Source organism: Bradyrhizobium sp. 170 (genome assembly GCF_023101085.1).
GTDB lineage: Bacteria > Pseudomonadota > Alphaproteobacteria > Rhizobiales > Xanthobacteraceae > Bradyrhizobium.
The window spans coordinates 5,645,125-5,667,481 of the sequence record NZ_CP064703.1 but is presented as its reverse complement, the minus strand read 5'-3'; the positions used below and the strand labels follow the sequence as shown (position 1 = coordinate 5,667,481).

Below are 22,357 nucleotides of genomic sequence, written 5' to 3'. Positions count from 1 at the left end.
GCTGCTCACGATCCAAGCGGATCGTCCTTCTTTACATTGCGCGCGCGCAAATAATCCTCCGTCGACATGATCGGCGGGCGTTGCGGCGCGGCATGCGGGTCGAAGCTTTCGTTCACCACCGCTTCGACGCGGCAATCCGCGCACATCTTGATGACGTCGAGGCGTTTGGCATTGGCGCCCTGGAACATCCAGTGCTTCTCGCCGAGTTTTGCAAGCACGCGGTCGATCGAACTCTTGGTGCCGAAGGGCTTGCCGCAGGCGATGCAGTTGAACGGCTCTTCCTCCTTCAGCACCCGCTGCGGCGTGTTCCAGGCCTGGAAGTCGAGACGCGGTTCGATGGTGATGACCTTCTCGGGGCAGGTGGATTCGCAGAGCCCGCATTGCACGCAGAGGCTCTCGGTGAAGCGCAGCATCGCACGATCAGGATTGTCTGATAGTGCGCCGGTCGGACAGGCCGTGACGCAGGCATGGCAAAGCGTGCAGCCTTCGACATTCAGGTTCACCGTGCCAAAGGGCGCGTCCGGCGCCAGCGGCACGACATCGACCGGCGTGGGCGCGGCGAGGTGAAGCTCGCGAAAAATCGTCTCCAGCACGCCGCGTTTCGCTCCGCGCGGCACGAAGCCGGCGGGCTTTTGCGTCGCGACGCCGCGAGGGGCCGCATCCAGCGTGGCGCGCAACTGGTCCGGATCGTCGGTCTCGATGATCTGAATGATGCCGGTACCGAAGCCGAGCGCGGTAACGATCCGATCCGAGGTCTCCACCGCGCGGCGGAGTGCCGTGATGTCGTGCCGGGGCCTGGCGCGCGTGAGCAGCGCGACGCCGCTGCCGCCATATGCGAAGACCGACGCGATGATCTCCGGCCCGAGCTGCGTCACTTCGTTGACGCGCAGTGGCAGCACATTGGCCGGCAAGCCCTCGCCGAACCGCGCCAGCGCATCGATGATTTCCTCGCCGTGCTCGCCGTCGTGAAACAATACGACCGCGTCGCTTCCGCCCGCCTTGCGGTAGGTCTGCAGCAGCGTCCGCAGCCGCCGCATCAGCGCGTCTACGCTTGGCAGCGCATAAGAGGCCGCGCCGGTCGGACATACCGAAGCGCAGGAACCGCAGCCGGCGCAGATATTAGCGTCGATCGCGACTGCGTTCCCGTTCGGCGTGATCGCGCCGGTCGGACACAGATCGAGACAGCGCGTGCATCCGGTGATGGACGAGCGCGAATGCGCGCACAGCGATGCCTCGAAATTGACAAAGCGCGGCTTGTCGAAGGTTCCGACCAGGCCGCCGGCATCCGCAATCGCGCGCTCGACGGCGGCTTTGTCGCGCGGATCGGCGCGCAGATAACCGGGCCGCAATTCATGCGCGGGAAACAGCGGCGTGCCGCCCGAAAGATCGAGGATCAGATCGCAGGTCGAAGTGGCGCCGTCGCGCGACGTTCCAAACACGAGCTTCGCACGCGAGGAAGGGGAGGGCAGCGCGTAATCGTCGATCACAAGCTCGAACTGGCCGAGATGTCCGCGGGCATTGCGGATCGTGCCCTTGAGAACCGGAAATTCGTTCGTGCGGCGCGGGGTCACGTCGCCGGGTTTGGTGAGCAGCACGGTAATGTCCAAACGATCGGCGAGACGCTGCGCCGCGTCGATCGCGACTTCGTCGCGGCCATAGATCAGTGCAACGCCACTGCTCTCGAGCGTGACCAATGAGATCGGCGGCATGTCTTCGCCTGCAGCCGCAATCAGCGCGGCTGCTTTCGGACCGGCTGCCGCGGCATCCTTCGACCAGCCACCGGTCTCGCGGATGTTGACGAAGGTGAGTTGGGCTTCCGGCGAGTTCTCCGCGACCTCCCGAAACAGCGGCGCTTCCTGGGTGCAGGCAACCGTGATCGGCTCGCCGCTGGCGAGCGCCTCCTTGAAGCGGTCGAGGTCGAGGCCGCAAAGCTGGTTTGCCTGCGTAACCTTGGCCGTGCAGCCACGACCGATCGCTGCCGCATCGAGCGGCATGGTCTTCTCGCAACTGCAAATCAGGAGGCGAGACGTCGCCGCGCTCATTCTAAAATACCTTGAACCCGATGCACCAAGCTGGGCGGTTGCTTCAGCCCACAGTTCTGCGGTAACCGCTCGGGCGGATATCTGCAAGATACAAAGGCCGCTCGCGCCGCCGGCTTGCGCGGGATAGCATACACCCGCAGGCTATGAAGCAATGAGGGAATAGTTCGTCGTGATCGCTCGTCTCGGGGATACGGAACAGACACTCGATCTGCCCCCCGGTTATACTTTGGTCGCGTTGCGCGAGCTCGGCGATGCGTTCGCCCATGGCTGCGAGATCGCGGCGGAGGCCGGCGCCGGGACACTCGTATGGGTGCGCCGCTACGACCTGGTCGAGTTCGCGGTGGTCCTTGAACCCGACGAACCGCTCCGCTCGGCGCGTCGGGCATTCTTTGCCGGCATGAATGCGCTGGCTGATGCGATTGCCGCCCATTGTCCGCCGGAGCGGGAGGTCACGTTCGACTGGCCTGATGCTGTCAGGTTCGATGCGGGGCTGCTCGGCGGCGGACGGCTGGGCTGGCCGGCCGAATGCACCGAAGACGACATACCTGAATGGCTCGTTTTCGGCGTGATCCTGCGCGCGGCCGCCATGGCGCATGTCCCGGAGGTGCAGGCGGCCTCGGGCGTGTCCTTGCTGAGCGAAGGTTTCGAGATGGTCGATACTGATGCGATCATCGAGAGCTTCACCCGCCACCTCATGACCGCCTTCGACCGCTGGAAAGAGCGCGGCTTCGAGGCGATCGCGCGGGACTATCTGGAACGGCTTCCCACGCGCAAGGCCGGCGAGCGCCGCGGCATCGACGTCAACGGCGATCTTCTGGTTGGCATGCCCGCCGGTAACGGAGCGCCGGAGCGGAGCAGTCTTAAGGATGCGCTTGGACGCGCCACTTGGTATGATCCGCAGGCGCGCGGTCCGAAATTCGGATGAGGCGGACATGTTGAAATTTCCGCGAACCATCAGGCTGGACCCGTCCGATACCTTTGTTTTCGAGCGGGCAGCCGAACCCGGGGAATGGGCGGTTTCCGGCGCGTTCGTGTTCTGGAACCGGGATCCGGCCACGCTCGGCCAGAAGCAGCGCGTGGCGCTGCGTTCGGGCTTTCTCGGAATCGACAGTCTCGGATGGTCGACCCTTGCCATCGTCACCGAAGCGAGCGAAGCGGAACGGCAGGCGATGATCGAGCGGCTCGCAGGGCAGTTGGTGGAGAAATTCGGGGCGCCTGATGCGGAGGCCGCGCGCCTTGCCGCCGAGGAGGAGATCGCGTTCGCAGCGTCGCTGTGCGAGCATCCGCCGCAGACCCTGCTGGCCGTGCAGCGCAGCGTCGAAAATGGTGAAATCCGCGAACGCTTTCGCACCCTCAAGCCGCGCCCGGTTGCCGCAGATGCCGACCGGTTGCACGCGCATGCCAGCGCCTTTACCTTCCATGAAGTCGAAGGCGATGTTGAACCCCAAGAAGAGGTCGATCTTCTCGGGTTGATCAGGACCGATCGCAAGACGACGGATCGCACATGAGAGAATTCTGGGTCGCTTCGGGCCATCACCTTACGCGCCGCGCCGACCACGGCGGGCTGGTCGCGACGCCTGAACTCATCATGGCCTATCTGGCGCGGCCCGAATTGATGCCGCCGACGGATGCCTGCGAGGCCGAGCGCGATCTGCATGCAAGCCTGATGGCCGATCCGCTGCGCGCTGTGTCGGGCGCGGAGATCGCCCGGCTTGCCGATGCCGACGCCCGCGAAAACTGGTCCTTCATGATGAATTTCCGCGACCGGCTGATGGCGGCGCCGTCGCTGGAGGCGGTCTATGTCGCGCTGGCCCGAAAAGGGGCCGGCGACCTGCCGCCGATCTTTCTGTCGCAACTGTGTCACCTGATCCTGCGCAACGCCCTCGAAGGCTGCGACGACCCTTATGTATTGCGTGCAGCGGAGCTGTTCTATCGCAGCCAACTGGCGGCCGTTCACGACGGCACGCTGCTGCTGGCCGATGCGGAGGTGATCGAGGCGGAGCAGCATGCCCAGCACGACCTGCATTCATCGCCGCTCACGGCCATGCTGCAACAGCCGAAGTCCTTCGGCGAGATGGACGTGATGGACGACGAAAACGCCTGGACCTACTGGTCCCGATCGGACGCGCACGCGATGGTCATGAATCTCGGCGGCAATGCCAAGGCGCGCGCCGCCTTGTGCCGGGTCATCGAGCGCTGGATCAGCCACCTGCTCGGCGTTACCGTCAGCGTCGAAACCATCGCCTCGATCGAGGATCGCGACTGGCGCTGGTTCGTCGGTCTCGACAGCGACGCGACGCGGATCGGCAACGCGCTGTGGCGCGGCGAGCGGCTGGAGGGCGGCGTTGCCGAGCGCATCGTGGCCTTGATGCGCCTGACCATCGAAGATAAGCGGCTGGTGGATGAGCGGGTCGGCGACAAGCCCGTCTACCTCATCCTCGCCATGGGCGCAGACAAGGTGGTGAGATTGAAGCCGCAAAATCTGGTCGCGGGGTTGCCGCTGGCGGCGGCCGCGAATGTCACATGATCCACCGGAGAGAGGATCGGGAATGGCCATGACTGAAGCATCCCGCGAGGTTGGTGTGGTGGTGCGGCGCCGTTCGATCGACAATCCCTGGATCGACCAGTTGTGGTCGCCGGCGATGATTTTGGACGAGGTGCCGTCAACGGCGCCGTGGACCACGCTGTCCACCGAGGCCGATACGACGACCTACTACGCGGGCTCGGCCAGCATCGATCTGTTCAGCGCGGAAACGGCGAATTATCGCGATAATCTTGCCGACGGCGCGCCGCGCATCTGGGTCGCGTTGCGGCGCCAGGACGGTGGCGCCGAGCTCGAACTGACCAAGGTCACCGCCGACCCGACCGAAGGGGAGGCCATGTTCGAAAGCGGCTGCGACGTGATCGGTACCGTGCCGATGCCGCCTGAGATCGCGTCATGGATTGCAGCCTTTGTCGATCGATTCCATGTCGAGCGCGTATTCCACAAGCGCCAGCGGGATCGCGCGAGCGGCGATCGGCCGCGCGTGCCGGGCGGCCGGCCGGATGAGGGAACGGGACGGCGATGAGTGGTCCGGACGAAGCCGATCGGGACAAGGGCTTTCTGGCGCGGTGGTCGCAGCGCAAGCAGGAGGCAAAACAGCCGGAGCCGGACGCGCCAGCTGGCGAAAGCGTCGAATCATCAGGCTCGCCCGCACCGCAAGGCGAAGACGTCACGCCGGAATTCGATCTCTCGACCTTGCCAAAGCTCGAGGAACTGACTGCTAGCACCGACATCACCGCATTTCTTCGCAAAGGCGTTCCCGAACATTTGCGGAATGCGGCTTTGCAAAAATCCTGGGCGCTGGATCCCGCGATCCGCAACTACGTCAATCCAGCGCTCGAATACGCTTATGACTGGAATGCGCCGGGCGGGGTCCCCGGCGGCGGCGAACTCGGCGCCGGCATCGACGTCACGCGGCTGGTGTCGCAGATCATGGGAGAACCCGCAGCCGAAACGACAGATTCCGGTTCAAATGCCGGAGATGAGGCGGCAGGTTCTCCGGTTGAGCCGTCCGAACGCGATCTGTCGGCAAAGCCGCAGGAAGATCTCCCGGAACAGTCTCTCAGATGGTCCGGGGAACCGGCGGTGGAGACGGAATTAGTTCCAAAGGCCGACGACGATGCCAGCGAACCCGCGCCGGCCGACGGATCCCAGCTCGCAAAGCCTGCTGCACCGCAGCAGCCCGTGCGACGTCATGGCACCGCGAAACCGATTGTTTAGACAAAAGTATTTGCGGAAATAAGCAAAGCCTATGATACAGATTCCCAACTTGGAATAATTCCAGTTCTAAGTTTGTACGCCCGAGGGACACGGGCGGGGGCGCGAATGGGCGGGGAGAAATCGGTAGCACCATGCGTGACGCCGGTCTGGAACTAGCAATCAGGGCAGCGGGTGGCGTTGCATCGCTGGCGCGAGGGATAGGCGTTGCGCAGCCCTCCGTCTCGGCGTGGTCGCGCATTCCCGCCGAGCGGGTTCTCGCCATCGAAGCGCTGACGCGGGTCAATCGATTTGTTCTTCGTCCCGATCTCTATGGACCGTCCGAGGACCAGGTGACATCGAAGGCCGAAGTCGACGAGATCGATCAACTGCGCGCCGCAGAATACGGCCTGTTGTCGCTGGTGCTCGGCAAGGCGCCCGATGCCGGGACGCTCAAGCGGGTTGCAACGCTGAAGGGCGATGGCTCCGAACTCGGCATGGCGCATGTCGAGCTTGCCGCCGCTGCCGCCGCGATGGACGACCGCGCCGTGAGCAAGGAATTCTTCGATCTCTTCATCGGGCTCGGCCGCGGCGAACTGCTGCCCTATGCCTCCTACTATCTGACCGGCTTTCTTCACGAGCGTCCGCTGGCGCGGGTGCGCGAGGATTTGCGCGGGCTCGGGATCGAGCGCGCGGGCATCTCGCGCGAGCCGGAAGATCACATCGCGATTCTGCTCGAGGTCATGGCTGGCCTCGCACGCGACGACTTCGAGGCTGAGTTCGCCGAACAGGCGCGTTTCTTCGAACGGCATCTCAAGCCGTGGGCGGCGCGGATGTTCGCCGATCTGGAGATGTCGCCATCGGCGCGCTTCTACCGCGCCGTCGGCCGCGTCGGCCGTGTCTTCATGGAATTGGAATCCGAGGCCTTCACGCTGTCCGAGTGACGGCGAAAAGGCAACGCGAAAACGGGAGATCGCAATGAGCAAACCATCTGACAGCAAGGGCAAGTCACGGGCCACAGGGGTGGATCGGCGCAGCCTGTTTCTGATGGGCGGTTCGGCGTTCGCAGCAGCAGCCGTTGTGCCGCTCACTGGCGGCGAGGCTGTGGCGGACGAGTCGCAGGCCGAGCGCGTCAAGGCGCGTTACAAGGAAACCGATCACGTCAAGAATTTCTATCGCGTCAACCGCTATTGATGGGACCACGCACATGTTGATGAAGCGAAGAGACGGATCCGCGGGCAGGGCGCGTTTGCAGGGTATCGCCGCCGGCCTCGCGTCGGGAGTTCTCGATCGCCGCACGTTCCTGCGGCGATCCGGTCTGGCGGCCGGTGCGGGCGCCGCAATCGGCCTGATGCCGCTCGGATCGGTGCGCAAGGCGCAGGCCGGTCCTGAGAAGGTCGGCGCCCCGACCGAAATCAGGAAGAACATCTGCACGCATTGCTCGGTCGGCTGCACCGTGATCGCCGAAGTGCAGAACGGCGTCTGGGTCGGTCAGGAACCGGCCTGGGACAGCCCGATCAATCGCGGCTCGCACTGCGCCAAGGGCGCTGCCGTGCGCGAACTCGTCCACGGCGACCGCCGGCTGAAATATCCGATGAAGCTGGTCAACGGCGAGTGGCAGAAGGTCTCGTGGGATCAGGCCATCAACGAGATCGGCGATAAGATGCTCGAGATTCGCGCCAAGTCCGGCGCCGATTCCGTCTATCTGCTGGGCTCCGCGAAGTTCTCCAACGAGGGCGGTTATCTGTTCCGTAAGTTCGCGGCGTTCTGGGGCACCAACTCGATCGATCACCAGGCCCGCATCTGTCATTCGACCACCGTCGCCGGCGTCGCCAATACCTGGGGCTACGGCGCGATGACGAATTCCTACAACGACATGCGCAACTCGAAGACGATCATCTTCATGGGATCGAACGCCGCCGAAGCGCATCCGGTTTCGTTGCAGCACATCCTCTCCGGCAAGGAACTGAACCGCGCCAACGTGTTCGTGCTCGACCCGCGCTTCACCCGCACCGCGGCGCATGCCACCGAATATGTGAGGTTCCGCGGCGGCACCGATATCGCCGTCGTCTGGGGCATGCTGCACCACATCTTCAACAATGGCTGGGAAGACAAGGAATTCATCAAGCAACGTGTCTACGGCATGGACCAGATCCGCGCCGAAGTTGCGAAGTGGACGCCGGAAGAGGTCGAACGCGTTACCGGGATTCCCGGCGAGCAGCTGAAGAAAGTCGCCGAAACTTTTGCCAAGCAGAAGCCATCGGCCTTTGTCTGGTGCATGGGCGGCACCCAGCACACGGTCGGCACCGCCAACGTCCGTGCCTATTGCAACCTGCTGCTGGCGACCGGCAATGTCGGCTCCTTCGGCAATGGCGCCAACATCTTCCGCGGCCATTGCAACGTGCAGGGTGCGACCGATATCGGCCTCGATATCGTGACGCTGCCGCTCTATTACGGCCTCGTCGAAGGCGCCTGGAAGCATTGGGCGCGGGTCTGGGAGGTCGAATACGATTATCTGCAGTCGCGCTTCGACGAAGTGCCGGCGAAGGCCGGCCGTCCGGCGCGCACCCGCAAGCAGAACATGGAATTGCCGGGCATCCCGTGGACCCGCTGGTTCGATGCGACGCTGGCCAACCCCGATGACGTCGATCAGCGCGATGTCGTGAAGGGCGTGGTCATCATGGGGCACGGCGGCAATACCGTGCCGCGCATGACCGAGATGGTGAAGGGCATCGAAAAGCTCGAACTGCTCGTGGTCGCCGATCCGCATCCGACGACGTTCGCCGCGATCTCCGAGCGCAAGAACGGCACGTATCTATTGCCCGCCTGCACGCAGTTCGAAACCTCGGGCTCGCGTACGGCTTCCAACCGCTCGCTGCAGTGGGGCGAGCAGATCGTCAAGCCGATCTTCGAATCCAAGGACGATTACGAGATCATCTACTTGCTTTCGGAAAAACTCGGCTTCGCCGACAAGATGTTCAAGAACATCAAGGTCGAGAACAAACATCCTTCGTCCGAAGACCTGCTGCGGGAAATCAACCGCGGCGGCTTCTCGACCGGCTATTCCGGTCAGTCGCCGGAGCGGCTGAAGGCGCACATGAAGAACCAGGGCAAGTTCGACCTGGTGACCCTGCGTGCCAAGGCGGACGAGCCCGAAATCGGCGGCGATTATTACGGCCTGCCGTGGCCGTGCTGGGGCACGCCGCAGATCCGGCATCCGGGCACGCACACGCTCTACAACACCAACCTTCACGCCAAGGACGGCGGCGGCACGTTCCGCGCGCGCTTCGGCGTGGTCTACGAAGAGAAGCAGCCGGACGGCTCGGTGAAGAACGTCAACCTTTTGGCCGAAGGCTCCTACAGCAAGGGGTCGGAGCTGACCGACGGCTATCCCGAGTTCACTTACGGCGTCCTCAAGAAGCTCGGCTGGGACAAAGACCTCACCGCGGACGAACTTGCCACCATCAACAAGATCGGCGGCAACAATCCCGATGGCGTCGGCTGGGCGGTCGATCTGTCGGGCGGCATCATCCGCGTCACGCTCGAGCATGGCGTGATGGCGTATGGCAACGGCAAGGCCCGCGCGGTGGCGTGGAATCTGCCCGATCCCGTGCCGGTCCATCGTGAGCCGATCTACACGGCGCGGCCTGATCTCGTCGCGAAATACCCGACGCGTCCGGACGGACGGCAGTTCCGCATGGCCAATCTCGGCTTCTCGGTTCAGAAGGCGGCGGTGGACAAGGGGCTTGCCAAGCAATTCCCGATCATCCTGACCTCGGGACGCCTCGTCGAATACGAAGGCGGCGGCGAGGAAACCCGGTCGAACAAATGGCTCGCCGAATTGCAGCAGGACATGTTCGTCGAGGTCAACACCTCTGACGCCGCCGAGCGCGGCATCAAGGACGGCGGCTGGGTCTGGGTGTTCGGTCCGGAAAACGGCTCGAAGGCCCGCGTCAAGGCGCTCGTCACCGACCGTGTCGGCAAGGGCGTGGCATTCATGCCATTCCACTTCTCCGGCTGGTTCCAGGGCGTCGACCAACGCGGCAAATATCCGAAGGGCAGTGACCCGATCGTGCTGGGCGAAAGCGTCAACACGATCACGTCCTACGGCTACGATCCGGTCACCGGCATGCACGAGGGCAAAGTGACCCTGTGCCAGATCCAATCGGCGTGAGAGGAGAATAGATCATGGCTCGCGTCAAATTTCTTTGTGATGCCGACCGTTGCATCGAGTGCAACGCCTGCGTGACGGCCTGCAAGAACGAACATGAAGTGCCGTGGGGCATCAATCGCCGCCGCGTCGTCACCATCAATGACGGCAAGCCCGGCGAACGCTCGGTCTCCATGGCCTGCATGCATTGCACCGATGCGCCGTGCGCCGCGGTCTGCCCGGTGTCGTGCTTCTACACCACGGCCGACGGCGTCGTGCTGCACTCCAAGGACCTCTGCATCGGCTGCGGTTACTGCTTCTACGCCTGTCCGTTCGGCGCGCCGCAATATCCGAAAGTCGGCAACTTCGGATCGCGCGGCAAGATGGACAAGTGCACCTATTGCGCGGGCGGCCCGGAGGCCGACTCCACGCCGGCCGAATACGCCAAATACGGCGCCAACCGCCTCGCCGAGGGCAAGCTGCCGATTTGCGCCGAGATGTGCTCGACCAAGTCGCTGCTGGCCGGAGACGGCGCGATCATTGCCGAGATCTACAAGGAGCGGGTGATGAAGCGCGGTTACGGCTCCGGCATGTGGGGCTGGAAGACCGCCTACAGCGATTCACCGACCGGCTGATGCCACGGCCGTCGCGCCCCGGCGCGGCGGCGCATGCGTAATTCCGATAACCGAAAGGGCGTTGTGCAAATGCCAGGCTCACTTTCAATTCTTAAGCTCGCCGGTTTCAAGCCTTTGTTCGCCGCGTTCGCGCTGATGTTCGTCCTGGCGCATCCTGCGGCGGCGCAACTGTCGTTCAAGCCGACCGCCGAAGCCGTTCAGGAAGACAAGCTGCTGAACGCGCTGAAGGAGGGCGACAAGATCACCGGGCGCGTATCGATTCCCGACGGGATGGCTGCCAGCCTGATCCAGCCCGCGGGGCGCGACTGGCGCGACTTCCAGCGCAACAAGCTGCCTTGGATCGGCGGCATTGCCATTCTCGGAATGCTGGCTCTGCTCGCGATCTTCCTGATGGTGCGCGGCCGGATTCGCGTGAACCAGGGGTTCTCGGGCAAGACGATCCTGCGATTCGCCAGCTTCGAACGCTTCACGCACTGGCTCACGGCAAGCTGCTTCATTATCCTTGCACTGTCGGGCCTGAACGTCAGCTTTGGCCGCACCCTGATTTTGCCGTTGTTCGGCGCGGACGCCTTTGCGGCCATGTCGGCCTGGGCCAAGCTGGCGCATAACTACCTGGCATTCCCGTTCATGCTGGGTCTCGTGATCATGTTCCTGATCTGGATCAGGGATAACATCCCCGGCAAGCTCGATCTTGAGTGGATCAAGCAGGGCGGCGGGCTTCTGTCCAATGACAAGCATCCGCCGGCCAAGCGTTTCAACGCGGGGCAAAAGGGAATTTTCTGGATCGTGATCATCGGCGGCGTGCTGATGTCGGTGTCCGGCTGGTTCCTGCTGTTCCCGTATTTGCCTGCCAACGTGACGGCGCTGCAATTTTGGACCGTGATCCATGCCGTGATCGCCATGCTCTTCATCGCCGCCATGGTGGCGCACATCTATATCGGCTCGGTCGGCATGGAGGGGGCGTTCGACGCGATGGGAACCGGCGAGGTGGATTTGAACTGGGCCAAGGAGCACCATTCTCTCTGGGTCGAGGAAGAGCAGGCGAAGGCCAGCGCTCCCCCGGATAGCCCGCGAGCCGTGCCGGCCGAATGATCCGGCTCTGCTCAAGTCAAATGTGAGGAAATGTTATGAAATCGTTTGTTGCGGCTCTGGCATTCGCGGTAGTTGCTGCCGTCGGCGTCGCGATGGTGCTCAACACCATCCAGCAGTCCAGTTCCGTCGCCTTTTCGACCAGCGGCGCCAGGGTCGGCGATCCCGGCCATAATCTGATTGGCCCGGGCTGACGCCGGCGGTGGGCGTGCCTGACGTCACGCTGGCGTGGCCGGTCGAAATTCGCCTGCCGAAGGATCGGCGCACGCTGCGCGTTTCCTTTGACGACGGCCGCAGCTTCGACCTCCCCGCCGAATTGCTCCGGGTGACCAGCCCGTCCGCCGAAGTGCAGGGGCATTCCGAAGCCGAGCGCAAGACGGTCGGCGGCAAACGTAATGTGACCATTCTTTCCGTCGATCCTGTCGGCAACTATGCCATCAGAATAGGGTTCGACGACATGCACTCGACCGGCATCTATTCCTGGGCGTTTCTGCGCGATCTCGGCCTGAACGCCGGGCGGCGCTTTCAGGAGTACCTCGACGACCTCGAGGCTAAAGGCCTCGACCGCGACAGACCGGGCGTGCGCTGAGGCCGATGCGGATGCAGCAAAGGATTGCCGCGAACGCTTCGCTCGCCAAGGCAGGCCGGTCCGCGCTTTTGGGCTTTGCGGCCTTGTTGATCGCTCTACCGATCGGAGCCACCTCAACCTTCGCGCAACTGCGCGGGCATGGCGGGCCGGTGCGGGCGCTGGCGATCTCGGCCGATGGGCAAGTCGCGATCTCCGGCAGCTTCGATTCGACCGCGATCCGCTGGTCGCTGACGCGCAATGCGGCCGAGCAGGTGCTTCGTTTCCATTCCGACGCTGTCAACGCGGTCGCGCTGCTGGGCGAGGGACGTGCAGCGACCGCCGGCGCCGACGGCCGCATCGCCATCTGGACGTTTGGCAAGACCGAGCCCGACGCGGTGTTCGAGGGCCACACGGCGCCGATCGTCGCGCTGGCGGCATCTCGTGACGGCGCTACGCTCGCATCCGCCTCGTGGGATCATACGGTGCGACTCTGGCCGCTCGCAGGCGGTGCGCCGCGCGTGCTCGATGAGCATACGCAGAACGTCAACGGCGTAGCGTTTACCGCGGATGGCCGCGCCCTGGTCAGCGTCAGTTACGATCTCAGCGTTCGCATCTGGCCTCTGTCGGGCGCGCAAACGCCAACCGCCGTACCGATGCCGACCCCACTCAACGCCGTGGCCACCGGCACCGATGGTGAAATCGCGGTCGGCGGTGCCGACGGCAAGGTTTACTTCCTGACCGCAGGCGGCGCGCGTGCCGGCGAGGTTGCGGCAGGGCCAAGGCCGGTGATCTCGATTGCGATTTCGCCTGACGGTGCGCTGGTTGCTGCCGCGGGCATCGGCGGCACCGTCGCCGTGATCGACCGCAAGGCGCGCGCGCTCACGCGCACGCTGGTCGGTCCGGGCCTGCCGGTCTGGTCGGTGGTATTCCTGCCGGATAGTCGCACGCTGCTTACGGGCGGCGCCGATAACATCATCCGGCGCTGGAACGCGGCGACGGGCGAGCCGGTCGATCCACTTCTCGTGGAAACGACGGGAGACCCGCTCGCCGCCTATGCCGGCGATCACGGCGCGGAGGTCTTTCGCGCCTGTGTCGCCTGCCATACGCTTGGCGCCGAACAGGCCAACCGCGCAGGCCCGACGCTCGCCGGGATCTTCGGCCGCCGGATTGCGACCGCACCCGGCTATAATTTTTCCGAAGCGCTCAAGCGGCTCGATATCGTCTGGACGCCGGAGACGGTTTCCAGACTGTTCGAGATCGGGCCGCAGGCCTATACGCCCGGCACCAAGATGCCGGAGCAGCGCATCGGTTCGGAGCAGGACCGCGCCGCGCTCGTGCAATTTCTCGAGCGCGCGACGAAGAAATAGCGACCGGTTGAATCAACCGCTATTTCTGCCTTTCGTCACGGCTTCGTCGGCGTCGAAAAGACCAGCGACATATCCTCGAACTCTTCGACCGGAAGCCTGGTTACGCCCGCGGCGGCCGGAGATTTCTTCGACAACGCCACGCCGGTGGTCACGGTGGACCGCTCGGCCGAAATGATTGAATGCGAACGAAATGTAGTTGCGACAGCGAGCAGGGCGACTGCCACGAATCCGGAAATCAACAGACGCTTCATGGAAAACTCCGTTGGCTCGATATGCAGTGTGGCTTGCACCACCGCATTACGGCCAACGGTCACGGGCGAATGTGGCCTGCGTCACCTATCACGATCTTGTTTATGACAATGTGCGCCGGTTCCATTTCGAAGCTCAGGGAATAGCGCGTCCACTTTATGTCGAAGTGAAACACTACCGCTCGCTGCGCGATAGGCAATGGATAGGGCGGCGGCGCCTTCGTAAATTGCGCGTGAATCGATTCTGCTTAAGGAGTCGGACGGCGGCCGGTCCGTGGATTGAGCGGACCCGTCGGCCGGCGCCTCAGCGCTTCCGGCAGGAATTCCTCGTCCGCCGCGGGAATGGCGCTGGAGCGGACATCTGCCGCGAATTGCGCGCGCTCGTGTGGAGTCTGGTTGTCGTTGAATTTTCGCTTCACGTCGACGCCATTAACGGGATCGTTGACGCCGTGCTGAATGTCCCGGAAGTCGTTCATGATGATCTCCCGACGTTCGTCGATCGGCACGGAAACGCGAATGGGAGAACAGCGTTCCCCTCGGTCCGGCGTGTATCACGGCACGCTCCGGGAATCCTTGGCGCCAAGCGCAGTCTTGTTGCCGGCCTCGCGACCGGGGACGCTGACGTGGACCTCATGGCCCTGGCGGATCGCCAGCGACGCGGCGGCGACGGCTGCTTCGAATGCCGCCTCCTTTGTATCGTAGTCGTGCTCCGCGGTCCCGTCATGGAGGACCGTCCAGCCCTCCGGCTTGGAAACGATCATGTATTCGGCCAATCCCATCGTTGCCTCCTTGCTGCCTGCCGGAGCAACGTTGAGACCTGTTCTTGGGTTCCGCTTTCTTGGGTTCCGCTGGCTTACCGCATGGGGGTGGCAAGCACTTGCATGCGGCTGCGCTCGCGGTTGCCATCGCAGACAATCGAAGGGACGGATTAGGTTTTCGGTGGGCGACCACGTTTGGCGAACGTCAGTCCCTGCATGTCGGCCGCATGCTGAAGAATACCAGCGCGCTTCAAAGCTTCGCTTCGTGCAGGACCATGAGGCATGGCGCGTGCTTGCTCAAGCGCCACGAGCGCCTCCATATGCAAGTCCCGCTGGGGCCGATCCTCGACCTTCTTCTTGTCCATTAAAAAAGACTAGGAGGGAACATCATCCACTGTCTGTTCGGTTCCGGACGTTGGAACCCTGAGTCCACAGATTCGTCAGGAACCAAACTGCGCGCTGTCCGCTTCCCATTCTGGAGGTGCCCAAATGAGCAAGGAAAAGCCCACCGATGATCCGCGTCAGCAGACGGACTGGGGATCGCACAAGCAGACCGACAAGCCCTGGAAGGGGAATCCGGAAAAGGAGCAGCGGCCGGGACCGTCAAAACCCGATCTGGAAAAGTGGCATGAGACAAACACTCATTAGCCGCTCGCATTTGCGCGACGGATGGAGGCGTTGCGAATGCTCGAGAGCTCCGACGGCCTCATCGTCGAGGGCAAAATCGATTTGGACGATCCGACGATGGTGATCGCGGGCGCCGTTGCAGGCGGGCCATGAAGCCTCCAAGGGGAAGCCTGCCTTCCGCCGGCAAGCTGGATCAGGAACAGAGATTGCCGCCGGACGTTCTCCCAAAAATGGTTGGACGTAGACATGACGGAACCGCTGCCCCTGCTGATTGAGAGCTCGATTGAAATCGCCTGGGACTATCTCAACCGTACCGGGGAGTTGGGCGATGCGATGGTGGCCGGCCGCTTTCTCAGCGACACGATAGAGATGATGGTGCGCCGTGGCGAACGGCGGCGGTTGATGCTGGCTAACAAGGCAATCGCGGCTTATCAGCAATTCAGGCGGCAGCAGGCCGTGCCTCCGGTGCTCGCGTCGGCGTGATGCCGCTCACGTGTTTGCGTCGGAACCCTTCGCGGGAGCGCAGGTTGAGGAGTCGCTTCAATCAAAGAGTTCCTCCTGAAGAAAACCATCTTGGCTTGCGTATGTGCCCTGTTGCTGTCGACTGGCAGCGTGTTCGCACAAATGCAGCCGGCCCCCGGCGCATCAAGCGAAGGCAACGTTGGCCCCGGCGCGACCAAGAGCACCACCAAGCATACGAACATGAAAAAGGGAACGACGACGGGGACAGCTACCGGCAAAATGAAGTCCGGTAGTTCGTCCAGCGGCAGTTCTTCCAGCATGGATGCCGGACCCGGCACCAAAAAATAACGACGGCCCGCAGCTTGGTGGCCGTTGGACGCTAGCGCGAATGCCGTTGTCTGCGCGCACCGGCATTCGCTTCGTTCGTACGTGACGAGATGCCGGTGTTCATTCCCGCGTGGTGCGGGGACTTGCTGTGGCCTCGGTAATGCCGGAGGCGGCGCCGGTCACGATAATGAGCTTCCTCTCAAAGCGGCGCAGATCAAACCTGTGCATGCTGCCCGCCGGGCCGTGAAATTCCGCACAACGCCGCGCCTGTGCCATTGCCGCCCCGGATCAGCGCAATGTCGCCCAGCGCGATGATGCCGACGAGCCGCTTGCTGCGATTGAGCACCGGCAGGCGACGGACCTGGATGTCACCCATGATCGCACTCACCTCGTCGAGATTCTGGTCTTCGTAGCAATACTTGACGTCGGCCGTCATCACGTCGCCGACCCGTGCCTCTGGTCCCCGGCCCATGCCGACACCGCGGATCGCGATATCCCGGTCGGAGATCATGCCAACCAGGCGCTCATTGTCGGTCACCGGCAGCAACCCGACGCCGAGCGCCGCCATCGCCTGCGCGGCGTCCTTTAACGTGTCATCGGGCGTGCAGAGTTGAACCTCAGACGTCATCGCATCGGAAACTTTCATGTAGCCTCTCTGTTCGGTCGTTGCTTCACCGGCTAACAGGACGCGCCCACCGCCGTTCCCGCGGGCAGATGAAATATTTCCCGACTCCGGCGGAGAGACTCCAGACCGCGCCGAAGTCTCTCCTGGGGGAGTCTCTCCTGGATTGTCCTACCAGCGGTCGTTGTCGACGCCGACGCCCACGCTCACGCCGGGTGCGCGGATGCCGACGCCGGCTCGCGGCCCGTCATCCCAATCGCGATAGCGGCGATGCTCGATATATCGCTCGCGCGGCGCATAGGCGTATGAATCGCGGACGATCACGCGGCTGCTGCCGCGGGTCCGATAGCAGCGTCCGTTGTCGTCACAGACCATGCGAACCTGCTGTATCAGGTCGGAGTTCGTATATTCGCTGCTGGTGTAGATGTCAGACGCATTTGCGCTGCCGGTCAGGAGCGCGCCCGCGCCGGCCAGCAGGCCGATTGCGATCTTCCTCATAAGTTCCTCCTTACTCGAATGCTGCCCTCGGGGCTCAAAGCATCGCACCCGCTTTGGTTCCGACGCGTGGAAGCGATGAGACCGGAGTTCCATCGTTGCGCGCAGGGAGCAGGCGGTGTTGAAATGCCGATCGTGGCCGGTGGCCTGGCGCCGTCGTCGCAGAGGCAACCACGCGGCGATTCATGCGTTGGCCCACATGGAGGCATCAAGTAATGACAACTGAATCTACCCCGGTCATCTCCCACAATGCACTCGTTCTGATCGGCGACGGCCAGAAGGCGCTCTTTCTGCGCAACAAAGGCACCGCGCATCGGGTCAAGCTCGAAGTCGAGCAAATCCTGGAGCAGGACAATCCGGCAACGCGCGAGCAGGGCACCGATCGTCCGGGGCGCTCGGTATCAAGCGTCGGTACGGCGCGAAGCGCGGTCGAGGAGGTCGACTGGCACCACATCGCAAAGGAGCGGTTCGCCGGAGAGATCGCAGAAGCGCTCTACCGTCATGCGCACGAAAATCATTTCGACAAGCTCGTCGTCATCGCGCCGGCGAAGATTCTCGGAAACCTGCGCAAGGCATTTCATGCCGAGGTTACGGACAAGATCGTGGGCGAGATTCCGAAGGAATTAACATCGCATCCGATACCGCAGATCGAAAGGCTGATAGCGGCCTAGCCATGCATCGGTTGGGCCATGGTGCTTGCAGCCTCGCGAGGGTGGCCGTCGCTATGTCACCGGGCCCGGGTTGAACAGCGCCAGCGAGTTGGTGAGCTTCCAGTGTTCGGCCCAGGTCTCGCGGCCGCTCGCCACGTCAAGCATGAGACGGAAGAGTTCCCAGCCCACGTCTTCGATTGTCGCATCGCCGGTTGCGATACTGCCGGCGTCAACGTCGATCAAATCGTGCCAGCGCTGCTTCAACTCGCTGCGCGTCGAGACCTTGATGACCGGCACGGCGGCAAGCCCGTAGGGCGTGCCGCGGCCGGTGGTGAAGACGTGCAGCGTCATACCCGAGGCCAATTGCAGCGTGCCGCAGACAAAATCGCTGGCCGGCGTTGCCGCAAAAATCAGGCCTTTTTGGCTGACCCGCTCGCCCGGCGCGAGCACGCCTGCGATCGGGCTGGTGCCTGACTTGATCACCGAACCCATCGCTTTCTCGACGATGTTGGAGAGGCCGCCCTTCTTGTTGCCCGGCGTGGTGTTGGCGCTGCGATCGGCTTCGCCGCCGGCGAGATAGCGGTCATACCAGGCCATCTCGCGCACCAGGGCTTCGGCAACGCCCTGGTTCACCGCGCGCGGCGTCAGCAAATGGATGGCGTCGCGCACCTCCGTGACCTCGGAAAACATCACGGTCGCGCCGGCGCGCACCAGAAGATCCGCAGCAAAGCCCAGCGCCGGATTGGCGGTCACGCCCGAGAACGCATCGCTGCCGCCGCATTGCATGCCGACCACCAGCGCCGATGCCGGGCAGGTTTCGCGGCGGCGCTTATTCAATATCTGCAGGCGCGCGTCGGCCATCTGCACGATGTCCTCGACGATCTCGCCAAAGCCGGTCAGGCCTTCGTCCTGCATGCGCATGATTTCGTCGTCGGCGTTCATGCCCTCGGGCAGCAACAATTCAGGCTGAAGTTTCTCGCAGCCAAGGCCAACGATCATCACCTCGCCGCCGAAATTGGGATTGCGGGCGAGGTTCTGCAGCGTGCGGATCGGGACGGCGGCGCCCGGCGCGTTGATCGCTACCCCGCAGCCATAGGCATGCGTGATCGCTACCACGTCGTCGACGTTGGGATATTTCGGCAATAGTTCCTTGCGAATCCGATCCAGCGCGAACTCGACCGTGCCGGCGACGCATTGCACGCTGGTCGAGATCGCGAGGATGTTGCGGGTGCCGACCGAACCGTCGGCATTGCGATAGCCTTCGAACGTGTAGCCTTCCAGCGGCGGCAGCCTGATCGCGCCGCCGTTTGGCGTCGGCAGATTGTCGAACGACGGCGCGTCGGGCATCTGCACCAGCGATTCCTTGACCCAGCTGCCTCTGGCGATCGGCGCGGCGGCATGGCCAATCACCTCGCCGTAGCGGCGAATGGCTTCGCCTTCTCCGATATCGGTGAGGGCAACCTTGTGGCCTTGCGGAATCTGCTCGATCAGCCGCAAGCCGCACGCGAACTCAGCGCCCGGGTGCAGGCCTCCGCGGTTCGCGACGATCGCGACGTTGTCGTCCGCATGCATGCGGATGTAGAGCGGCTTCGCGGTGACGGGCTGCATGTCGAATCCTTAGTTCACTGAAGGCATCAGGCAACGCGTAGCTGCGCAGCATGATCGAGGCAATCAAGGTCAAACCGCGCGTGCGATCAAGCGGCTCTTCGGACAAGAAAGCCGGCGGGTATGAGCGCGGCGTCCGGTGAGGGGGAAATAAATCCTAGGCAAACGACGGCGTCGGCTGAAACCAAATAGTCAAATAATATTACTAGTCAGAACCGATCTTCCGTGAAATATTCCCCGCGCTGCCGCCAATAGGCAGCTTCAAAGGTGCCTTGATACCGAATTCGGCATGCAGGCACCCTGAACAAACATTTTGGGAGAATGCGCCTCATGACCTCCAAAGCCCTCCTTGCGGCCACCGCCCTGGTCGCCATCACCCTTTCGCTTCCAGCAACCGCCGCTGAACTGACCGTCGGCTTTTCCCAGATCGGATCCGAATCCGGCTGGCGGGCGGCGGAGACGTCGGTCTCCAAATCGGAGGCCACCAAGCGCAAGGTCACGCTCAAGATTGCCGACGCCCAGCAGAAGCAGGAGAACCAGATCAAGGCGATCCGCTCCTTCATCGCGCAAGGCGTTGACGCCATCTTCCTCGCGCCTGTCGTGTCGAGCGGATGGGACGCGGTGTTGAAGGAGGCCAAGGAAGCCAAGATCCCGGTCGTGCTGCTCGACCGCGACATCGATCCGTCGGGCAAGGAGCTTTATCTCACCGCCGTCACCTCGGACAGCGTGCACGAAGGCGCCGTCGCCGGCGAATGGCTGGCGAAGACCGTGGCCGGCAAGGCATGCAATGTCGTCGAGCTGCAGGGCACGGTTGGTGCCAGCGTCGCGACCAACCGCAAGAAGGGCTTTGACAGCGTCGTCGCCAAGAACGCCAATCTCAAGGTGGTGCGCAGCCAGACCGGCGACTTCACCCGCGCCAAGGGCAAGGAAGTGATGGAAAGCTTCATCAAGGCCGAAGGTGGCGGCAAGACGATCTGCGCCGTCTACGCTCACAACGACGACATGATGGTCGGTGCGATCCAGGCCATGAAAGAGGCCGGCCTTAAGCCGGGCAAGGACGTCCTGACGGTGTCGATCGATGCAGTGCCCGATATCTTCAAGGCCATCGCGGCCGGCGAGGCCAATGCCACCGTGGAACTGACGCCGAACATGGCAGGTCCGGCGCTTGACGCCATCATGGCCTTCAAGGCGAAGGGAACGGTGCCGCCGAAGTGGATCCAGACGGAATCGAAGCTCTACACGGCTGCCGACGATCCGCAGAAGATCTATGACAGCAAGAAGGGCCTTGGTTACTGACACGGCCTTATGTCGTGCCGCCGGGTCCTGAACGGGCCCGGCGGCAAAAGCCTTCTCGACGAATCCGCCGCATGAGGCGAACATGCCGGGCGTTCGCGTTGACGCGAGCGTCGGTGGGAGTGATGCCGGCATGACTGCAAGTTCCGATCATGGCTCGGCCCTGCTGGAAGTGCGGGCCTTAAGCAAAAGCTTTGGCACGCTGCGCGCCCTGCAGGAGGTGGATTTCACCTTGCGGGCCGGCGAAATTCACGCGCTGCTCGGCGAGAACGGCGCGGGCAAGTCCACTTTGATCAAGGCGGTGACCGGTGTGTTCCCGCGTGATGCCGGCATCGTCAGGCTCGGCGGCGCCGAGGTCGCGCCGCGCTCGGCCAAGGCGGCGGTCGATGCGGGCATTGCGACCGTCTACCAGGAGGTCAATCTGCTCCTGAACCTGTCGGTGGCGCAAAATCTCTATCTCGGCAGGCAGCCGACGCGGTTCGGCCTGGTGCGCGAGGCCGAGATGCGCCGCTGCGCCATCGCGCTGCTTGCGGAGTTCGATCTGCATATCGACGTCGCCGAGCCGCTCGGAAACTATTCGGTCGCGGTTCAGCACATCACCGCGATCGCGCGCGCCGTCGACCAGTCGGCGCGGGTTCTGATCCTCGACGAGCCGACCGCGAGTCTCGATCGCCACGAGGTCGAAATTCTCTTTGCGGTGATGCGCAAGCTCGCGCTGCGTGGCATCGGCGTCGTCTTCGTCACCCATTTTCTCGATCAGGTCTATGAGATCTGCGACCGCATCACGGTTTTGCGCAACGGCCGGCTGATTGGCGAGCGGACGACCGCCGAACTGCCGCGGATCGAATTGATCCGCATGATGCTCGGCCGCGAGCTCGCCGAGACAACCAGCGAGCGCGCCGCGGCGCATGGGCGGCAGGTCGGGGAGATCTGCGCGCGCTTCGAGGGCTATGGCAAGGCCGGATACCTTGCGCCGTTCAATCTTGCGCTTTGCCGCGGCGAGGTGGTTGGCCTGGCCGGCCTGCTCGGATCGGGGCGCACCGAAACCGCACGGCTGGTGTTTGGCGCCGAGCGCGCCGACAGCGGCAGCGCCACCGTCGAAGACAAGCCGGTCCGGCTGCAATCGCCGCGCGACGCGGTCGCCCATGGCTTCGGCTATTGCCCGGAAGAGCGCAAGACCGAGGGCATCATTGCTGACCTGACCGTGCGCGAAAACATCGTGCTGGCGCTGCAGGCCAAGCGCGGCCTCGCAAAGCCGCTGTCTCGCTCCGAGCAGGAAGAGATCGCGATGCGTTTCATCAGGCTGCTCGACATTCGCCCGCCGGAGCCGGAGCGCCCGATCGGCCTATTGTCCGGCGGCAATCAGCAGAAGGCGCTGCTGGCCCGCTGGCTCGCCACCGCGCCGCGCGTTCTGGTGCTCGACGAACCGACCCGCGGCATCGATGTCGGAGCGCATGCCGAGATCATCCGCCTGATCCGCGAACTGTGCGACGACGGCCTGGCGCTGCTGGTGATTTCCTCCGAGCTCGACGAGATCGTGACCTATTCGGACCGGGTGATCGTGCTGCGCGATCGCGCCCATGTCGATGAGTTGGAAGGAGAAGCTATCGACGTCTCCAACATTCTTGCGTCGATTGCCGCAGCAAGCACCGCCGGTGCGGAATCCGGGGCATCATGATG

Annotated in this window: 26 protein-coding genes; 18 read left to right on the top strand and 8 right to left on the bottom strand. The window is 63.5% G+C overall.

The annotated features are described in order from the left end of the window. Nucleotides 1-5 precede the first annotated feature (5 nt). Entirely contained in the window at nucleotides 6-2,042 is a 2,037-nt protein-coding gene (locus IVB05_RS26380; protein ID WP_247778882.1) for a 4Fe-4S binding protein, read from the bottom strand. 169 nt (nucleotides 2,043-2,211) lie between these two features. Between IVB05_RS26380 and IVB05_RS26375 the strand changes: the two genes are divergently transcribed. The 13 genes from IVB05_RS26375 to IVB05_RS26315 all read left to right on the top strand — a co-directional run bounded on the left by IVB05_RS26375 (nucleotide 2,212) and on the right by IVB05_RS26315 (nucleotide 13,590). Next, a complete protein-coding gene (locus IVB05_RS26375) occupies nucleotides 2,212-2,967 on the top strand; it encodes a biotin/lipoate--protein ligase family protein (protein WP_247778880.1) in 756 nt (251 codons plus the stop codon). A gap of 7 nt (nucleotides 2,968-2,974) precedes the next feature. Continuing rightward, nucleotides 2,975-3,550, top strand: a complete 576-nt coding sequence (locus tag IVB05_RS26370; protein WP_247778879.1) for a DUF6505 family protein — start codon at nucleotides 2,975-2,977, stop codon at nucleotides 3,548-3,550. Continuing rightward, nucleotides 3,547-4,569, top strand: coding sequence for a DUF6352 family protein (locus IVB05_RS26365; RefSeq protein ID WP_247778878.1), 1,023 nt, complete (start codon nucleotides 3,547-3,549; stop codon nucleotides 4,567-4,569). The genes IVB05_RS26370 and IVB05_RS26365 overlap by 4 nt, the downstream gene beginning before the upstream one ends. Before the next feature lie 28 nt (nucleotides 4,570-4,597). Next, nucleotides 4,598-5,110, top strand: coding sequence for a DUF3305 domain-containing protein (locus IVB05_RS26360; protein WP_247778877.1), 513 nt, complete (start codon nucleotides 4,598-4,600; stop codon nucleotides 5,108-5,110). Further along, a complete protein-coding gene (locus tag IVB05_RS26355) occupies nucleotides 5,107-5,805 on the top strand; it encodes a DUF3306 domain-containing protein (protein ID WP_247778876.1) in 699 nt (232 codons plus the stop codon). The genes IVB05_RS26360 and IVB05_RS26355 overlap by 4 nt, the downstream gene beginning before the upstream one ends. A gap of 131 nt (nucleotides 5,806-5,936) precedes the next feature. After that, nucleotides 5,937-6,725, top strand: coding sequence for a molecular chaperone TorD family protein (locus IVB05_RS26350; RefSeq protein WP_247778875.1), 789 nt, complete (start codon nucleotides 5,937-5,939; stop codon nucleotides 6,723-6,725). A 34-nt stretch (nucleotides 6,726-6,759) separates the two neighbouring features. Next, on the top strand, nucleotides 6,760-6,975 hold the full coding sequence (locus tag IVB05_RS26345; protein WP_247778874.1) for a hypothetical protein: 216 nt from the start codon (nucleotides 6,760-6,762) through the stop codon (nucleotides 6,973-6,975). 13 nt (nucleotides 6,976-6,988) lie between these two features. Beyond that, nucleotides 6,989-9,955 (top strand): formate dehydrogenase subunit alpha, encoded by a 2,967-nt coding sequence (locus IVB05_RS26340; protein ID WP_247778873.1) that lies wholly within the window; start codon nucleotides 6,989-6,991, stop codon nucleotides 9,953-9,955. A gap of 14 nt (nucleotides 9,956-9,969) precedes the next feature. Beyond that, complete coding sequence (gene fdh3B, locus IVB05_RS26335) at nucleotides 9,970-10,566, top strand: formate dehydrogenase FDH3 subunit beta (RefSeq protein WP_028348819.1); 597 nt, start codon at nucleotides 9,970-9,972, stop codon at nucleotides 10,564-10,566. Nucleotides 10,567-10,635: 69 nt separating this feature from the next. Then, nucleotides 10,636-11,658 (top strand): formate dehydrogenase subunit gamma, encoded by a 1,023-nt coding sequence (locus tag IVB05_RS26330; RefSeq protein ID WP_247778871.1) that lies wholly within the window; start codon nucleotides 10,636-10,638, stop codon nucleotides 11,656-11,658. Between the two features lie 35 nt (nucleotides 11,659-11,693). Continuing rightward, nucleotides 11,694-11,849, top strand: coding sequence for a hypothetical protein (locus tag IVB05_RS26325; RefSeq protein WP_190241667.1), 156 nt, complete (start codon nucleotides 11,694-11,696; stop codon nucleotides 11,847-11,849). Between the two features lie 14 nt (nucleotides 11,850-11,863). Then, a complete protein-coding gene (locus IVB05_RS26320) occupies nucleotides 11,864-12,244 on the top strand; it encodes a DUF971 domain-containing protein (protein WP_247778870.1) in 381 nt (126 codons plus the stop codon). A gap of 11 nt (nucleotides 12,245-12,255) precedes the next feature. Further along, the gene (locus IVB05_RS26315) at nucleotides 12,256-13,590 is read left to right on the top strand and encodes a c-type cytochrome (protein ID WP_247778869.1); all 1,335 of its coding nucleotides are present in this window, start codon (nucleotides 12,256-12,258) and stop codon (nucleotides 13,588-13,590) included. 35 nt (nucleotides 13,591-13,625) lie between these two features. Here the strand turns inward: IVB05_RS26315 and IVB05_RS26310 are convergent, their stop codons facing one another. From IVB05_RS26310 to IVB05_RS26295, 4 genes are all read right to left on the bottom strand, one after another. Continuing rightward, complete coding sequence (locus IVB05_RS26310) at nucleotides 13,626-13,841, bottom strand: hypothetical protein (RefSeq protein ID WP_247778868.1); 216 nt, start codon at nucleotides 13,839-13,841, stop codon at nucleotides 13,626-13,628. Nucleotides 13,842-14,086: 245 nt separating this feature from the next. Then, nucleotides 14,087-14,314 (bottom strand): hypothetical protein, encoded by a 228-nt coding sequence (locus IVB05_RS26305; protein ID WP_247778867.1) that lies wholly within the window; start codon nucleotides 14,312-14,314, stop codon nucleotides 14,087-14,089. A 75-nt stretch (nucleotides 14,315-14,389) separates the two neighbouring features. Further along, nucleotides 14,390-14,617: a hypothetical protein gene (locus tag IVB05_RS26300; protein ID WP_247778866.1), complete on the bottom strand. Its 228-nt coding sequence runs from the start codon at nucleotides 14,615-14,617 to the stop codon at nucleotides 14,390-14,392. Between the two features lie 149 nt (nucleotides 14,618-14,766). After that, entirely contained in the window at nucleotides 14,767-14,961 is a 195-nt protein-coding gene (locus IVB05_RS26295) for a hypothetical protein (RefSeq protein ID WP_247778865.1), read from the bottom strand. Between the two features lie 124 nt (nucleotides 14,962-15,085). Here IVB05_RS26295 and IVB05_RS26290 point away from each other — a divergent pair, with 124 nt between their 5' ends. Next, nucleotides 15,086-15,244 carry a hypothetical protein gene (locus IVB05_RS26290; RefSeq protein WP_247778864.1) on the top strand — a complete coding sequence of 53 codons (159 nt, stop codon included), beginning with the start codon at nucleotides 15,086-15,088 and terminating at the stop codon, nucleotides 15,242-15,244. 225 nt (nucleotides 15,245-15,469) lie between these two features. After that, nucleotides 15,470-15,706, top strand: a complete 237-nt coding sequence (locus IVB05_RS26285; protein WP_247778862.1) for a hypothetical protein — start codon at nucleotides 15,470-15,472, stop codon at nucleotides 15,704-15,706. 520 nt (nucleotides 15,707-16,226) lie between these two features. Here IVB05_RS26285 and IVB05_RS26280 read toward each other — a convergent pair. Together IVB05_RS26280 and IVB05_RS26275 are read right to left on the bottom strand one after the other, a co-directional pair. Then, the gene (locus tag IVB05_RS26280) at nucleotides 16,227-16,658 is read right to left on the bottom strand and encodes a CBS domain-containing protein (RefSeq protein ID WP_247778861.1); all 432 of its coding nucleotides are present in this window, start codon (nucleotides 16,656-16,658) and stop codon (nucleotides 16,227-16,229) included. 147 nt (nucleotides 16,659-16,805) lie between these two features. Further along, nucleotides 16,806-17,132, bottom strand: a complete 327-nt coding sequence (locus IVB05_RS26275; RefSeq protein ID WP_247778859.1) for a hypothetical protein — start codon at nucleotides 17,130-17,132, stop codon at nucleotides 16,806-16,808. 212 nt (nucleotides 17,133-17,344) lie between these two features. Here IVB05_RS26275 and IVB05_RS26270 point away from each other — a divergent pair, with 212 nt between their 5' ends. After that, a complete protein-coding gene (locus tag IVB05_RS26270) occupies nucleotides 17,345-17,800 on the top strand; it encodes a host attachment family protein (RefSeq protein ID WP_247778857.1) in 456 nt (151 codons plus the stop codon). 51 nt (nucleotides 17,801-17,851) lie between these two features. Here IVB05_RS26270 and garD read toward each other — a convergent pair whose 3' ends face one another. Then, nucleotides 17,852-19,387 (bottom strand): galactarate dehydratase, encoded by a 1,536-nt coding sequence (gene garD / locus IVB05_RS26265; RefSeq protein WP_247778856.1) that lies wholly within the window; start codon nucleotides 19,385-19,387, stop codon nucleotides 17,852-17,854. A gap of 327 nt (nucleotides 19,388-19,714) precedes the next feature. On the opposite strand from garD, the gene ytfQ reads away from it, so the two are divergent. Together ytfQ and IVB05_RS26255 are read left to right on the top strand one after the other, a co-directional pair. Beyond that, nucleotides 19,715-20,680, top strand: a complete 966-nt coding sequence (ytfQ, locus tag IVB05_RS26260) for a galactofuranose ABC transporter, galactofuranose-binding protein YtfQ (protein ID WP_247778854.1) — start codon at nucleotides 19,715-19,717, stop codon at nucleotides 20,678-20,680. 130 nt (nucleotides 20,681-20,810) lie between these two features. Next, entirely contained in the window at nucleotides 20,811-22,355 is a 1,545-nt protein-coding gene (locus IVB05_RS26255; RefSeq protein ID WP_247778853.1) for a sugar ABC transporter ATP-binding protein, read from the top strand. The last annotated feature ends 2 nt before the right edge of the window (nucleotides 22,356-22,357 follow it).